The sequence below is a fragment of the Primorskyibacter flagellatus genome, from assembly GCF_014638275.1.
In the GTDB taxonomy this organism is placed as follows: domain Bacteria; phylum Pseudomonadota; class Alphaproteobacteria; order Rhodobacterales; family Rhodobacteraceae; genus Pseudooceanicola; species Pseudooceanicola flagellatus_A.
The window spans coordinates 728561-742506 of record NZ_BMFJ01000002.1; the positions used below are offsets into that span (position 1 = coordinate 728561).

Sequence of the window (13946 nt, forward strand, 5' to 3'; positions counted from 1 at the left end):
CGCGCGCCGCGCTAGCTCAGCCCCATGATGCGCGCCGCCGATCTGCCCGAGGTGATCCCCGTCTTCCCCCTGCCCGGGGCGCTGCTTCTGCCGCGCACCCGGCTGCCGCTGCATATCTTCGAACCGCGCTATCTGGCGATGCTGGATGACGTGCTCAAGACATCGCACCGGCTGATCGGCATGGTGCAACCTGACCCCAATCCCAAGGCGCAGGCCCCCGATGGCGGCCCGCCGCTGCACGTGATTGGCTGTGCCGGGCGGCTGACCCAGTTCTCCGAGACCTCCGACGGGCGGTACATGGTGACGCTGGCCGGAATCTCCCGCTTCCGGGTGGCGGAGGAGGTGACGGGCTTTACCCCCTATCGCCGGGCGCGGGTGACCTGGACCGGGTTCGACCGCGATCTGGGCGACTGCGACAAGGATCCCGCCTTCGACCGGCCGAAGTTCCTGTCCCTGCTCAAACGCTACATGTCCGCACGCGCGCTGGACACCGACTGGGACACGATGAAGGAGGCGGAGGACGAACTTCTCATCAACTCCCTCTCCATGCTGCTGTCCTTCGATCCGGAGGACAAGCAGGCCCTGCTCGAGGCACCGTCGCTGTCGACGCGGCGCGAGACTCTGGTGACCCTGATCGAATACGCGCTAAGAGGGGGCGGAGACACCGGAGTGATGCAATGACCGAAGACACCGGACACCTGTTCGACCGCCGTATGCTTGAGACGCTGATCTGCCCGCAGACCCACACCACGCTGAGCTATGACGCGGAGGCGCAGGAACTGGTGTCCAAGGCCGCCGGTCTGGCCTTTCCGATCCGCAACGGGATCCCGATCATGCTGGTGGACGAGGCACGGGTTCTCGACGCCTGATGTCGGTTCGGATGTGGCGGAGGCCCGCCCTACGGGTCCGCGCGACGATGGATCCATGCGCAGGCCGGGCTCAAGCCCGGCACCTGCCTAACGCATCAATTCCGGCAGCTCTCCGGTCAGCCCCGCCGCTTCCCGGATAAACCCGCGCCGTGCCTGCGGCAGCGCATTCACCAGACCCAGACCGACATCCCGCACCGCCCTGAGCAGCGGATTGTCGGTCGAGAACAGCCGGTTCGTCATATCCGTCGCCAGCGCGAGCGCCGCCGTGTCGAACCGCCGCCACTCCTGATACCGGCGCAGCACGTCGATGGCGGCGAAGTCCTCACCCCGCGCCCTCGCCTCGCCCAGCACCTGCGCAAGCGCGCCGATGTCGCGCAGACCGGCGTTCAGCCCCTGCCCCGCGATCGGATGCATCCCGTGCGCGGCATCCCCGACCAGCGCGACACGATCCGCCACGAAGCTGTTGGCCAGCGACAGGCTGAGCGGATAGGTAAATCGTTTCCCCGCCAAAGAAATCTCCCCGAGGAAATCGCCGAAACGCGGGCGGAGCACCTCGAGATACCCGGCGTCGTCCAAGGCCTGGATCGCGGCAGCGCGCTGCGCCGTCTCGCTCCACACGATGGAGCTCCGATTGCCCGGCAGCGGCAGGATGGCGAGCGGTCCGGGCGGCAGGAACAGCTGATGCGCAACGCCGCCGTGCGGCTTCTCGTGCGCGATGGCGCAGACCAGCGCCGTCTGGCCGTAGCCCCACCCCGTCCGCCGGATCCCGGCGCGGGCCGCGGTGCCGCTGGCGCGCCCGTCGCAGCCAATCAGCAACCCCCCCGTGAGCGTCCGCCCCGAACCGAGCGTCACCGTCACGCCACCCGGCTGGACCGATTGGTCGACCACCGTCTCGTTGTTGTGCAGGGTGATGCGGCTTTCAGCGGCCAGCGCATCGGACAGCGTATGGCGGAGGTAGCGATCCTCGACCATGTGGCCCATGGGGCCTTCTTCGATCTCGGCATGATCAAAGTGCAGGAAGAAGGGCGAGGGTGCTTCTCCGGCGCGGCCATCGGTGACCTTGATCTCAAGCATCGGCTGACTGTTGTCCGCCACACGGTCCCACACCCCGATCCGACGCAGCAGCCGGACGGAGGCGAGCGCCAGAGCATAGCCCCGCCCGTCAAAGCCCGCGTCGCCCCGGACGTCGCCCGGCAGCGCGTCGATCACCGTCACCGAGAACCCGGCGCGGGCCAGGGCAAGCGCGGTGGCCGGGCCGTTCAGCCCGCCGCCGGTGATCAGGATATCGCTGTCATGGTCCATGCCGGGAATATGACCCCTTCGCCGGGATTGTCCATGCGCCGCGCTGCCGCTACCGTCGCGGCAAATCGCGGAGGGCGGAAGATGGATGAATGGCGGTGGATGAGCGCGGCTGACCTTGGCCGGGGCATCGGCGCGGGGGGCATCGACCCGGTGGACCTGACAGAGGTCTTTCTTGACGCCATCGACGCCCACAAGCACCGCGACCGCATCTATGCCCGCGTCACCCCCGACCGCGCGCGGTCTGAGGCGAAGGCGGCCTCCATCCGCGCCACCGCCGGCACGCGCAAGTCGCTGCTGGACGGCGTGCCGATCTCTTGGAAGGATCTGTTCGACACGGCGGGCACAGCGACGGAGGCTGGCTCCGCCCTGCTGCGCGGCCGCACGCCCGACACCGACGCCCGCGTTCTGGCCAATGCCAGCGCCGCCGGGCTGGTCTGCCTGGGCAAGACGCATATGTCCGAACTCGCCTTTTCCGGCATCGGCATCAACCCGGTGACCGCCACGCCGCCGAACCGGCACGACGCGGACCTGGTGCCGGGTGGGTCGTCTTCCGGTGCCGCGGCCTCGGTCGCCTTCGGGCTGGCGGCGGCCGGAATCGGCTCTGACACGGGCGGATCGGTGCGCATCCCCTCGGCCTGGAACGACCTTGTCGGGCTTAAGACCACTTCCGGCAAACTGACGCTGGAAGGGACCGTACCGCTCTGCCTGAAGTTCGACACCATCGGCCCGCTCTGCCGTACCGTCGAGGACGCCGCCCTTCTGACCGCGCTGATGGAAAACGCAGCCGCCCCGGACCTGCGCGGCGCCTCGGTCGAGGGGATGCGCTTTGCGACGCTTCAGACCTCTGTCCTTGACCAGATCCGCGACGAACCGCGCGATGCCTACCTTGCCGCCGTCGAAAAGCTGAAGGCGGCGGGCGCGGAAATCGAACCGCTCGACGCGCCAGAGGTGGCGGAATCGCTCGCCACCTCGGGCGTGGTCTTCGCCGGTGAGGCCTATGGCCTGTGGCGCGACGTGATCGAGGCGCATCCGGAGAAGATGTTCCCGGAGATCCTCGAACGCTTCCGTTCCGGCGCGAAACACTCCGCCCCCGACTACACCGCCGCATGGGCCGTCATCGACAAGGCGCGCAGGACCTGGAACGCCCGCGTCGCGCGATACGATGCCGTGCTCGCCCCGACCTCGCCCATCCTGCCGCCGCAGACCGCGCGGATGATGTCGGACCACGATTACTACGTGACCGAGAACCTGCTGGCCCTGCGCAACACGCGTGTCGGCAACATGCTCGGCCTTGCCGCGCTGACCCTGCCGACCGGCGTGCATCACTGCGGGATCATGTTCCTCGGCAAACCCATGGGTGAGGACGCGCTGCTCAGGATCGGAGCGGCGGCGGAAATCGCCCTGTCCTAAATGCCACAAAGCCCCCTTTGGATGGTCGCGGCGCTGGACGCGGCCACAAGATTTGGGTAACTTCATGGCAAACGGGGCGAAAACGATCCCGATCCTGAGGCAGTATTGATGTTCCCCGAGCGGTTTTCGAACCTTCCGGCTTATGCGTTCCCGCGCCTTCGTGCGCTGCTGGATGCGCATGCCCCCGGCGGACCGGTCGTGAACATGACGATCGGAGAGCCGAAGCACGCCTTCCCCGACTGGGTGCCGCAGGTGCTGGCCGAAAACGTCGGCGGCTTCTCCGTCTACCCCCCGAACGAAGGCACGCCGGAGCTGCTGCAGAACATTTCGGACTGGATCGCGCGGCGCTATGACGTGAGCGTCGGGCCGGACCGGATCATGACGCTGAACGGTTCGCGCGAAGGGCTCTACAATGCCGCCATGGCGCTGCTGCCCGAGACGAAATCAGGCAAGACGCCCACGATCCTGATCCCCAACCCCTTCTATCAGGTCTACATGATCGGCGCGCTTTCCGTCGCGGCCGAACCGGTGTTCGTCCCCGCCACCCGGCAGAACGGGTTCCTGCCCGACTACGGATCGCTGCCGGCCGAGATGCTGGACCGCGCCACCGCCGCCTATATCTGTTCCCCCGCCAACCCGCAGGGGTCCGTGGCGGATCGCGGCTACTGGAAAGACCTGCTGGCGCTCGCTGAAAAGCACGATTTCACCGTGTTCAGTGATGAATGCTATTCGGAGATCTACCGCAAGGATCCGCCCGTCGGCATCCTTGAGGTGGCCGACGAGATGGGCGTCGATCCCGAGCGCGTGGTGATCTTCCAGTCCCTGTCCAAACGGTCGAACCTGCCCGGCCTGCGCTCGGGCTTCCTGGCCGCCGGGCCGGAGAGCATCAAGCGCCTGCGCCAGCACCGCGCCTATTCCGGTGCGCCGCTGCCCCTGCCGCTGCAGAAGGTCGCGGAACGCGCCTGGGCCGACGAAACCCACGTGGTCGCGAACCGCGCCCTCTATCAGGAGAAATTCGCCGAGGCCGATCGTATTTTCGACGGCGTGCCCGGCTATCAGGGCCCCGAGGGGGGCTTCTTCCTCTGGCTTCCGGTCGAAGACGGCGAAAAGGCCGCGCTGGAGCTGTGGAAAAAAACCGGCGTCCGGGTCCTGCCCGGCGCCTATCTGAGCCGGGATGTCGACGGCGAAATCCCCGGAAAACCCTATATCAGGGTCGCAATGGTGACCCCAAAAGACGAGATGGCGCAGGCGCTGATCACCCTGCGGAACCATCTCTACCAATAAGGACGAGGCGAGTATGGCATTTCAGACACGTGGCGGAGATCCCCTTTTCGACAGCGACATGCAGGCGTCCATTGAACGACGCGGCAAGGAACTGGCCGGGCTGCTTCTGATCCTGGCGGGCGTGCTGATGGTGATGCTGACCGCCTCCTACACGCCCGACGACCCGTCCTGGCTGTCCGCGCATGACGCACCTGCGAAGAACTGGCTGGGCCGCTACGGCGCCGCCATCGCCGCGCCCATGTACATGGTCATCGGCGGCGGAAGCTGGGGCGTCGCCATCGTGATCCTGGCCTGGGGTCTGCGCCTGGCCCTGCACCAGGGGGCGGACCGCGCCGTCGGACGCCTGATCTTTGCCCCGATCTGGATTGCACTGCTGGCGATCTATGCCTCCACCATGGTGCCCGATCAGGACTGGTCGCACCGCTTCGGCATGGGCGGTCTGTTCGGCGATACCGTGCTTGGCACCGTTCTGGGCATCGCCCCGGTCGGTCCCAGCTTTGCGCTGAAACTGGTCGCCCTGCTGCTTGGCGCGCCGGTCATCGCGCTTGGCCTGTTCGTCACCGGGTTCTCCGCTCTGGAACTGCGCTGGATCGGGCGATACCTGCTGGTCGGGATCGTGATGATCTATGCCCTGCTGGTCCGGCTGGCCGGAAAGGGCGCGCTTGGCACCCTGCAGACCGCGCAGACGCTGCGTACCATTCAGCGCAACCGCCGCGACCGGAAACAGGCGCGCGCGGAATCCGCCTCTTACGGCAGCTATGACGAGCCGCGCGAATGGACCGACGCGGACGAGGAGCATTGGAGCGTGGCCGAACCTACAATCTCTGCCCCCGCGCGGGGTGGCCTGATGGCGCGGATTCCGTCTCTGAAACGCCGTGCAGAGCCTGAAACGATGCCGGAACCGGAGCTCGTCGAACCCGAGCCCCACGCCTATGTGTTGGACGCCCCCGGCGACGACCGCATCCGTGCGCGGATTGCGGAAATCGTCCGGTCCCGCTCCGGTCCCGAGCCTGTCGCCCCCGCCGCGCCTCCGGCGGACAAGCCGCTCACCCGTGGCCGCGGCCACGGCCCGCAGCCCCTGCTGGTCCAGCCCAAGGCCCGGCCGGAGCCGCCGCTGACCGCCCCCCCTGCCCCGCGCATTCCGGCCGAACCGCCGCTGACCGCCGCGCCCGCCTTCCGGTCCACCGTGCCGGCCGCGCCCAAGCCGACGCTTTCCAGCGCCCCGCAACAGCCGGCCCAACCCGCACCGCAGCCGGTGCAGCAGCGCCTGCCCGAACCGGCGATGCCGGAACCTGCCGTGCAGGACGAGGACGATTACGACGACGAAGCCAACATCTTCTTCGACGACTACGCCCAGCCCGACCCGATGCCGCAGCGCCCCGCGCCCCTGCCGCAGGCCCCGCGCAAGCAGGTCGTGCAGCACGCCCCGCGCAAGGCGATCACCCCGTCGACCCGCGCGCAGCTTGAAGCGCAGCCCGCGCTGCAGTTCGAAGACAACCAGGTCGATTACGAACTGCCCCCGCTGAACCTGCTGTCGGACCCCAAGCATGTGGAACGCCACCACCTCTCTGACGAGGCGCTGGAGGAAAACGCGCGGATGCTGGAAAACGTGCTCGACGACTACGGCGTGAAGGGGGAAATCGTCTCGGTCCGCCCCGGCCCTGTCGTCACCATGTACGAACTGGAACCGGCACCGGGGCTCAAGGCATCGCGTGTGATCGGCCTGGCCGACGACATCGCGCGGTCGATGGCCGCGCTGTCGGCCCGTGTCTCCACCGTGCCGGGCCGGTCGGTCATCGGTATCGAACTGCCGAACGAGAACCGCGAGATGGTGAGCTTCCGCGAGATCCTGTCCGCCCGTGCCTATGGCGACGGCAACCAGAAACTGCCCCTCGCCCTTGGCAAGGACATCGGCGGCGACCCGGTTGTCGCCAACCTTGCCAAGATGCCGCACCTGCTGATCGCGGGCACCACCGGTTCGGGCAAGTCCGTGGCGATCAACACCATGATCCTGTCGCTGCTCTACAAGCTGACTCCGGATGACCTGCGGCTGGTCATGATCGACCCGAAGATGCTGGAACTGAGCGTCTATGACGGCATTCCGCACCTCCTCTCCCCCGTCGTGACGGACCCCAAGAAGGCCGTCGTGGCCCTGAAATGGGTCGTCGGAGAGATGGAGGAGCGTTACCGCAAGATGTCCAAGATGGGCGTGCGCAACATCGACGGCTACAACTCCCGCGTGGCGGACGCCCAGTCGCGGGGCGAGATGTTCTCGCGCACCGTTCAGACGGGCTTTGACGACGACACCGGCGATCCCGTCTTCGAGACCGAGGAATTCGCGCCCCAGAAGATGCCCTACATCGTCGTCATCGTCGACGAGATGGCCGACCTGATGATGGTCGCGGGCAAGGAAATCGAAGCCTGCATCCAGCGTCTTGCGCAGATGGCGCGGGCCTCCGGCATTCACCTCATCATGGCAACGCAGCGTCCCTCGGTCGACGTCATCACCGGCACGATCAAGGCCAACTTCCCGACCCGGATTTCCTTCCAGGTGACCTCCAAGATCGACAGCCGCACCATCCTTGGCGAAATGGGGGCGGAGCAGCTGCTTGGCATGGGCGACATGCTCTACATGGCCGGGGGCGCCAAGATCTCCCGCTGCCACGGTCCCTTCGTGTCGGATGAAGAGGTCGAGGAGGTCGTCAACCATCTCAAGGCCTACGGTCCCCCCTCCTACGTCGGCGGTGTCATCGAGGGCCCGGACGACGAAAAGGCCGACGACATCGACCTGGTGCTTGGCCTCAACACCGGCGGCAATACCGACGGCGACGATGCGCTTTACGATCAGGCGGTCGCGATCGTGGCGAAGGACCGCAAGTGCTCCACCTCCTACATCCAGCGCAAGCTTGGCATCGGCTACAACAAGGCCGCCCGCCTTGTGGAGCAGATGGAGGAAAACGGCCTCGTCACCCCCGCCAACCATGTCGGCAAGCGCGAGATCCTCGTCCCCGAACAGTAACCGGCGCTGTGTTACGGAACGTTGGCGCGAACGTGAGAGTTAGGCTCTGGAACGGAAACGATCCAGAGCCTAACTATTTTCCATGACCCTGTTGCGCACCCTCGCCGTCTCGGCGCTCGCCCTTGCCCTCGCCACCCCGGCCTGGGCGCAGAAACTGCCGCTGGCGGACCTGTCCGCCTATCTGAACGGCATCAAGACGGCGCAGGCCAAGTTCACCCAGATCGCCGATGACGGCACCGTGTCGACCGGGACGCTCTACCTGAACCGGCCCGGAAAGATGCGCTTCGAATACGACCCGCCGAACAAGTCCTTCGTGATCGCCGCCAGCAACGCGGTTGGGATATTCGACGAGAAGGGCGACCAGACCGTCGAAACCTATCCGCTGAACCGCACGCCGCTGAACATCATCCTCGCGCCGAACGTGAACCTCGGTCAGGCGCGCATGGTGACCGGCCACCGCGAGGACGGCCCCTCCACCATCGTGCAGGCGCAGGACCCGGAGCATCCGGAGTACGGTCATATCGAAATGGTGTTCACCGCCAATCCGGTGCAGCTGCGCCAGTGGGTCGTGCATGACGACGCCGGCGGCCAGACCACGGTGGTGCTGGGCGACCTGCAGACCGGCGTGAACCTGTCCAGCAAGCTGTTCCGCTTTGACAACGGCCGCCTGAACGACCGCTGACCCTTTGCTAGGCGCCCCTTAGCGGTGACGGCAGTTCGACAGCTGGATGTTGTAGATCTCTGCCCGCCGCGCGACCTTCTGGGCCACGTCGACCAGCCAGGCCTTGCTCTTGTAGCTGCCACGGGCATAGCCCGCGCGGCCGTCATGATAAGCGAGGTACTGGTTGTAGGTGTCCGACAGCGGGATCCCCAGCCTGTCGCGGGTTTCGGTCATGTACCAGCCCATGAAATCGGTGGCGTCGTCGATATCCGTGCGCCGCGCCCCGCGCTTACCGGTCTTCTGAAGATATTCCTCCCAGGTGCCATCCAGCGCCTGGCTGTAACCGTATGCCGAGGACTGCCGCCCCATGGGGATCACCCCGAGCGCATAGCGATGCGGCGTGCGCGCGGCCCCGTCGAACTTGGACTCCTGATGGATCATCGCCATCATCACGGCCGTCGGCACGCCGTATTTGCGCTCCACGTTGCGGAAGGCGCGGGCATAGGGCTTGCGTTCGGCCAGCAGCAGGCAGGCGTTGTCAAGGTTTTGCGGGGACCCCTTCGGTCCGCCACAGGAAGCCACGATCATAAGGATCAGGACGGCGCCGAGCGCTCGTTTCATCTGCCAATTGCCTCGTTCTGGTGTGTCTGACGCACTTTTGCCGGACATTACCAAATTCGCCCTGCCGGGTGAACTCACAATTTGGCCAGATCAGATCAGAACCGCGAGGATCACGGGGATCGCAACCACCGACATGAGCGTCGAAACGACGACAAGTCCCGCCACCGCCTGCCCGTCCGCGCCGTATTTTTCAGCAAGCAGGTAAGAGGTCACCGCAACCGGGGTCGCCACCTGCAGCACCAGAACCGCAAAGGCCGTGTCATCCAGCTGAAAGAACCGCCCGACGGCCCAGGCGACCGCGATGCAGATCACCAGCTTTGCCGCCGACATGACCACCGCCACCGCCATCCGCCCCGGCGTCAGCCGGGCCACGGCCACCCCAAGCGTGATGAGCATCAGCGGAATCGCCATCTGCCCGATCAACTCTAGCGTGTTCGTCAGGAAGACCGGCGTCTGCCAGCCCTGCCACAGGAACAACCCGCCCAGCACCGTGCCCCAGACCAGCGGTTCCTTCACCGCCTTCATCATCGACCCGCCGCCGGAAACGATCCAGATACCGTAGGTGAAGGACCAGATCGCCATGACAGCAAAGACCACGACGGCGTAGCTGAGCCCCGTTTCCCCATAGGCGAACAGCGCCAGCGGTAGCCCGAGGTTCCCGGTGTTGCCGAAGACCAGCGGCCCCTGGTACGTCCTCTGACTGTACTTCCCGAGCCAGAGCACCAGCGCCACCACCACCGTCAGTATCGCGTAGGACACAACCGAAGCGAGAGAGAGAGCGGTCAGCGCCGACGGCTCGATTTTCGCTTTCATCAGTGCTACAAAGATCAGGCAGGGAACGGAGAGCGTCATCGCGAGCCGCGTCACGAACTCGACCCGATATTCGAATCCCGCCTTCACCCAGGCAAAGCCGATCGCCGCCAGAAGGAAGACGGGAGCTACTATTTCAAGCACTGTAAAGGCAAGGTTCACAGATTGTTTCCTTAATTTTCCGCGACATAGTTGGACATGCCGCGGGTCTTATTGCTAGGTGTGGCGTAAGGGGGCCGCAAGCCGATGTTGAAGACACGCGCCAAATATTATCTGGGCCAGGTTGTCCGCCACAAGAAGCACCCCTTCCGGGGCGTGGTGTTTGACGTCGACCCGGAATTCTCCAACACCGAGGAATGGTACGACGCCATTCCCGAGGAAAGCCGCCCCTCGCGCGAACAGCCGTTCTACCACCTGCTCGCCGAAAACGACCAGAGCTACTACGTCGCCTACGTCTCCGAACAGAACCTGGTGGCCGACTATTCCGGCGAACCCGTCGATCACCCCGACATCCCGGACCTGTTTGGCCCCTTTCAGGACGGCGCCTATCCGCTGCATTTCCAGCTGAACTGACGACCGCCCCTTTCATCTTGCCGAAAATATCCCCGCCGGAGGCTCCCGCCCCCGGCCAGTGACGCCGTCAGTAGCCGATCGCGCAGCCATCCTTGCGCGGGTCAGACCCGGCTTCGAGGAAGCCGTTTTCGTGGATGCGTATCGCCTGGCTGCCGCCGATGGCCGTGGCCGGCACCTCGACCCTGTGGCCCATGTCGGACAGCGCCTGATGCACCTCCGGCCCATAGCCACGTTCGACCGTCAGCACTTCGCCCTCAGGGAACAGGCGCGGGCAGTCCATCGCCTCCTGCGGGTCCATGCCGAAATCGACGAGGTTTGACAGGAACCGCACATGCCCGCAGGCCTGATAGGCCCCGCCCATGACACCGAAGGGCATGACGACCTTCCCGTCCTGCTTCAGCATGCCGGGAATGATCGTGTGCATCGGCCGCTTGCCCGGCGCCATCTCGTTCACATGCCCCGGCTCCAGGCAGAACCCGGCTCCGCGGTTCTGCAGCATCACGCCGAACTTCTCCGAACAGATGCCCGAGCCAAAACCATGGAACAGCGAATAGATCAGCGACACAGCCATCCGGTCACGGTCCACCACGGTGATATAGACAGTGTCCTTGTGCACCGCCCCCGCCGTGTCGCCGATCCGCGCGGTGGCGCGTTTCGGGTCGATCAGCGCGGCCAGCTTCCGCCCTGTGTCGCGATCCAGCATATGCTCCAGCCGCGCCATGTGATCCGGGTCCGCCACGAACCGGTTGCGCGCGTCGTAGGCCAGACGCGTCGCCTCTGCCTCGATATGCGCCCGCTCCACGCCGCGCGGGTCCATGCCGGCGATGTCGAAGCAGCTGAGGATATTGGCCAGCAGGATCGCGGTCGCACCCTGCCCGTTCGGCGGATGCTCCCACAGCTCCATGCCGTGATAGTCGCCATGGATCGGATCGGTCTGCATCCCCTCATGTCCGGCCAGGTCCCCGGCCTCATGCGGTCCGCCCGCGGCCTTCAGCGCGGCGACGATGTCCTCTGCAACCTCGCCCTCGTAGAACGCCTTCGCACCGTCGTTTGCCAGCCGCCGCAGCACCTCGGCCTGTCCCGGCAGGGTCAGACGGTCACCGGGTTTCGGCGCGCGCCCCCATGGCAGGAAATGCGTCGCCGCCGCGCCCTTCAGCTTGCCCGCGAGCCCCGCATAGTCGTTCGTCACACGCGGCGCCATCGCCACCCCGGTCTCGAAATAGGAGATCGCGGGCGCGAGGATCGCGTCCATCCCCTTCCGCCCCCAGAGCGCGTTCATCCGGAAGAACCCGTCCACGGCGCCTGGCACCGTCACGGCCAGCGGATCGGTCAGCGGCACCGCGTCCAGACCCCGGTCGCGCAGCGCCTGCGGGTCCGCCCCGGCCACCGCCCGGCCCGATCCGTTGAAGGCCAGGACCTCCTCCGATCCCGCGGGGGACACCAATGCAAAGCAGTCCCCGCCGATCCCGCACATCGGCGGTTCGGTGATCCCCAGCACAAGGGCCCCGGCCATCGCCGCGTCGAGCGCATTGCCGCCGTCCTTGAGCATCTGAACCGCCGCCTCGGCCGCGATCGGGGACGAGGTCGCGCAGATCCCGCTCTCCGCCCAGACAGGCGACCGCCCTGGTAGATGAAAATCGCGCATGATCCCTCCCGTTGCCTGTATCGTTCGACCGGCATCATAGGCATTTGGGGATCGGGGGGAAGCTGTAGACCTCGGCGCCGCGCACTGGGTGGGGGCTGTAAACACGCGACGCCGAGGGAAGCCATGCAGCTACCCTTACTGTATCGCCTTCGTTTCGGGCGGCGATTGGGAACCATCGGGGCCTTTTCAGGACCTTTCCGCGGTCGCCCTGCCCAGTCTGCCACATTTTAGGGGATTGAATCCATTGGCGAAACATTTGTCGCCGGATCGCAGACAATCTTTGGGAAGCGCCCCTATTGTCCCCACGTTCGGCGTCACAACGCCCAACGGCCTCAGCGAATCCCCACGGCCAGCCGGAAGGTCAGTACATTCTGCCCCCGGTCGCGGCGATATACGATGTTGCGCGCCAGTCCAGAAATCAGGAACCAGCCGAACCCCCCCTCCGGCACCAGCGACAGGTGATCCCAGGTGCCGGGGGTGCCGCCGACCGGAAGCCGCCCGTCCGGCATCGGGCTGCCATCGTCGGTGATCCGCAGGTGCAGCCCCGTCGCACCCGCAGTCCAGTAGAGGCGGACATCCCCGGCCCGCTGACCACCGTAGGCATGTTCCACGATGTTGTTGAGCGCCTCAGCCACCACCAGTTCGACGGTGCCGAGTTCTTCCGGGTCCAGCGGCAGAGTCTCCAGCTGGCAGACAAGTTCCTGCAGCGCACCGCGAACGGCCATAGGCTCTGCCCGCAGCAGGACATTCGCGGCACCCTCACCGCCCCGCGCCATCCGGGCCTGGGGTCCCGCGACGCCGCCCATCCGGCTTAGTCGCCCCGGCCGGCGTCCGCGCCGGTTGCTTCATGAATACGGAACACCGAATCCATCCGCGTCAGCCGGAACACCCGGTCCACATTCGGCGTCAGCGCCGCCAGTTCCAGCGCGCGGCCCTCCGGCATCAGCTTCAGCGCCGCGACAATCGCGCCGAGCCCGCTCGAATCAATGAAATCCACCTGTCCGAGGTCGAGGATCACCGGCCCGGCCGCCCCGTCGGTCAGCGCCCGCATCTCGTCCTTGAACCGGATTGCCACCGCCGCGTCGATCCTGGGCTCGTCCACCGTGATGACGGTCACGCCGTCCCGTGTCCCCGATGTCAGCTTCATGTGCCCCTCCGGCATCCTGTGCAAATCCATGCCTAGACGCCAAAGGTTACCATCCGGTATTCAGACCCCCGACCAACCTCTTCGGTCTGAGAAATATCCTCGGGGGTCCGGGGGTGGAAAACCCCCGGACCCGCCGCATCCACGGGCGGACAATGATCAGCTACGACTCCCTCTCCAAGACCGCCGCCGCCCTGACAGAGGGCGAAACCGATCCGGTTGCGCTCATGGCCACGCTGGCCTGCGAAATCCACCACGCCGATGACCGGTTCGACTGGACCGGCTTCTATCGCGTGACTGAACCGGGCCTGTTGAGGATCGGGCCCTATCAGGGCGGGCACGGCTGTCTCGTCATTCCCTTCGACCGGGGCGTGTGTGGCGCCGCCGCCCGCACCGGCGAAACCCAGCTTGTCCCGGACGTAGACGCCTTTCCCGGCCATATCGCCTGCGCCTCCTCCACAAGGTCCGAACTGGTGATCCCCGTGCGCAACGCCGGCGGAGAGATCATCGCCGTGCTCGACATCGACTCTGACCAGCCGGACGCCTTTGACGAGAACGACGCGCGGGAACTGGCCGCGATCCTCGCCGCGACCTTCGGGCGGATCTAG

The 13946-nt window shown here is 66.2% G+C and carries 14 protein-coding genes; 8 read left to right on the top strand and 6 right to left on the bottom strand.

Going from position 1 to position 13946, the window contains the following annotated elements:
* Nucleotides 1-24: 24 nt before the first annotated feature.
* The gene (locus IEV87_RS17880) at nt 25-681 is read left to right on the top strand and encodes an LON peptidase substrate-binding domain-containing protein (protein WP_188479171.1); all 657 of its coding nucleotides are present in this window, start codon (nt 25-27) and stop codon (nt 679-681) included.
* The gene (locus IEV87_RS17885) at nt 678-869 is read left to right on the top strand and encodes a Trm112 family protein (RefSeq protein ID WP_188479172.1); all 192 of its coding nucleotides are present in this window, start codon (nt 678-680) and stop codon (nt 867-869) included. The genes IEV87_RS17880 and IEV87_RS17885 overlap by 4 nt, the downstream gene beginning before the upstream one ends.
* Before the next feature lie 87 nt (nt 870-956).
* Here the strand turns inward: IEV87_RS17885 and IEV87_RS17890 are convergent, their stop codons facing one another.
* Nucleotides 957-2171, bottom strand: a complete 1215-nt coding sequence (locus IEV87_RS17890) for an FAD-dependent monooxygenase (RefSeq protein ID WP_188479173.1) — start codon at nt 2169-2171, stop codon at nt 957-959.
* Between the two features lie 81 nt (nt 2172-2252).
* Here IEV87_RS17890 and IEV87_RS17895 point away from each other — a divergent pair, with 81 nt between their 5' ends.
* From IEV87_RS17895 to IEV87_RS17910, 4 genes are all read left to right on the top strand, one after another.
* A complete protein-coding gene (locus IEV87_RS17895) occupies nt 2253-3581 on the top strand; it encodes an amidase (RefSeq protein ID WP_188479174.1) in 1329 nt (442 codons plus the stop codon).
* A gap of 105 nt (nt 3582-3686) precedes the next feature.
* The gene (locus IEV87_RS17900; protein WP_229737694.1) at nt 3687-4865 is read left to right on the top strand and encodes an aminotransferase class I/II-fold pyridoxal phosphate-dependent enzyme; all 1179 of its coding nucleotides are present in this window, start codon (nt 3687-3689) and stop codon (nt 4863-4865) included.
* Between the two features lie 13 nt (nt 4866-4878).
* Nucleotides 4879-7884 carry a DNA translocase FtsK gene (locus IEV87_RS17905; protein ID WP_188479176.1) on the top strand — a complete coding sequence of 1002 codons (3006 nt, stop codon included), beginning with the start codon at nt 4879-4881 and terminating at the stop codon, nt 7882-7884.
* A gap of 82 nt (nt 7885-7966) precedes the next feature.
* The gene (locus tag IEV87_RS17910) at nt 7967-8566 is read left to right on the top strand and encodes a LolA family protein (protein WP_188479177.1); all 600 of its coding nucleotides are present in this window, start codon (nt 7967-7969) and stop codon (nt 8564-8566) included.
* Between the two features lie 18 nt (nt 8567-8584).
* Here IEV87_RS17910 and IEV87_RS17915 read toward each other — a convergent pair whose 3' ends face one another.
* Both IEV87_RS17915 and IEV87_RS17920 read right to left on the bottom strand, forming a co-directional pair.
* Complete coding sequence (locus IEV87_RS17915; protein WP_188479178.1) at nt 8585-9166, bottom strand: transglycosylase SLT domain-containing protein; 582 nt, start codon at nt 9164-9166, stop codon at nt 8585-8587.
* Between the two features lie 90 nt (nt 9167-9256).
* A complete protein-coding gene (locus tag IEV87_RS17920; protein WP_188479179.1) occupies nt 9257-10138 on the bottom strand; it encodes an AEC family transporter in 882 nt (293 codons plus the stop codon).
* Between the two features lie 84 nt (nt 10139-10222).
* On the opposite strand from IEV87_RS17920, the gene hspQ reads away from it, so the two are divergent.
* A complete protein-coding gene (gene hspQ / locus IEV87_RS17925; protein WP_188479180.1) occupies nt 10223-10549 on the top strand; it encodes a heat shock protein HspQ in 327 nt (108 codons plus the stop codon).
* A 67-nt stretch (nt 10550-10616) separates the two neighbouring features.
* Here hspQ and IEV87_RS17930 read toward each other — a convergent pair whose 3' ends face one another.
* From IEV87_RS17930 to IEV87_RS17940, 3 genes are all read right to left on the bottom strand, one after another.
* Nucleotides 10617-12194 carry a gamma-glutamyltransferase family protein gene (locus IEV87_RS17930; RefSeq protein ID WP_188479181.1) on the bottom strand — a complete coding sequence of 526 codons (1578 nt, stop codon included), beginning with the start codon at nt 12192-12194 and terminating at the stop codon, nt 10617-10619.
* A 332-nt stretch (nt 12195-12526) separates the two neighbouring features.
* Complete coding sequence (locus IEV87_RS17935) at nt 12527-13000, bottom strand: ATP-binding protein (RefSeq protein ID WP_229737695.1); 474 nt, start codon at nt 12998-13000, stop codon at nt 12527-12529.
* Between the two features lie 5 nt (nt 13001-13005).
* The gene (locus tag IEV87_RS17940; protein WP_188479182.1) at nt 13006-13341 is read right to left on the bottom strand and encodes an STAS domain-containing protein; all 336 of its coding nucleotides are present in this window, start codon (nt 13339-13341) and stop codon (nt 13006-13008) included.
* Nucleotides 13342-13493: 152 nt separating this feature from the next.
* Here IEV87_RS17940 and IEV87_RS17945 point away from each other — a divergent pair, with 152 nt between their 5' ends.
* Nucleotides 13494-13946, top strand: a complete 453-nt coding sequence (locus tag IEV87_RS17945) for a GAF domain-containing protein (RefSeq protein WP_188479183.1) — start codon at nt 13494-13496, stop codon at nt 13944-13946.

Coding starts and splice junctions, on each gene's coding strand:
- IEV87_RS17880 (WP_188479171.1), top strand. CDS start 25: ATGATGCGCGCCGCCGATCTGCCCGAGGTGATCCCCGTCTTCCCCCTG.
- IEV87_RS17885 (WP_188479172.1), top strand. CDS start 678: ATGACCGAAGACACCGGACACCTGTTCGACCGCCGTATGCTTGAGACG.
- IEV87_RS17890 (WP_188479173.1), bottom strand. CDS start 2,171: ATGGACCATGACAGCGATATCCTGATCACCGGCGGCGGGCTGAACGGC.
- IEV87_RS17895 (WP_188479174.1), top strand. CDS start 2,253: ATGGATGAATGGCGGTGGATGAGCGCGGCTGACCTTGGCCGGGGCATC.
- IEV87_RS17905 (WP_188479176.1), top strand. CDS start 4,879: ATGGCATTTCAGACACGTGGCGGAGATCCCCTTTTCGACAGCGACATG.
- IEV87_RS17910 (WP_188479177.1), top strand. CDS start 7,967: ATGACCCTGTTGCGCACCCTCGCCGTCTCGGCGCTCGCCCTTGCCCTC.
- IEV87_RS17915 (WP_188479178.1), bottom strand. CDS start 9,166: ATGAAACGAGCGCTCGGCGCCGTCCTGATCCTTATGATCGTGGCTTCC.
- hspQ (WP_188479180.1), top strand. CDS start 10,223: ATGTTGAAGACACGCGCCAAATATTATCTGGGCCAGGTTGTCCGCCAC.
- IEV87_RS17930 (WP_188479181.1), bottom strand. CDS start 12,194: ATGCGCGATTTTCATCTACCAGGGCGGTCGCCTGTCTGGGCGGAGAGC.
- IEV87_RS17935 (WP_229737695.1), bottom strand. CDS start 13,000: ATGGGCGGCGTCGCGGGACCCCAGGCCCGGATGGCGCGGGGCGGTGAG.
- IEV87_RS17940 (WP_188479182.1), bottom strand. CDS start 13,341: ATGAAGCTGACATCGGGGACACGGGACGGCGTGACCGTCATCACGGTG.
- IEV87_RS17945 (WP_188479183.1), top strand. CDS start 13,494: ATGATCAGCTACGACTCCCTCTCCAAGACCGCCGCCGCCCTGACAGAG.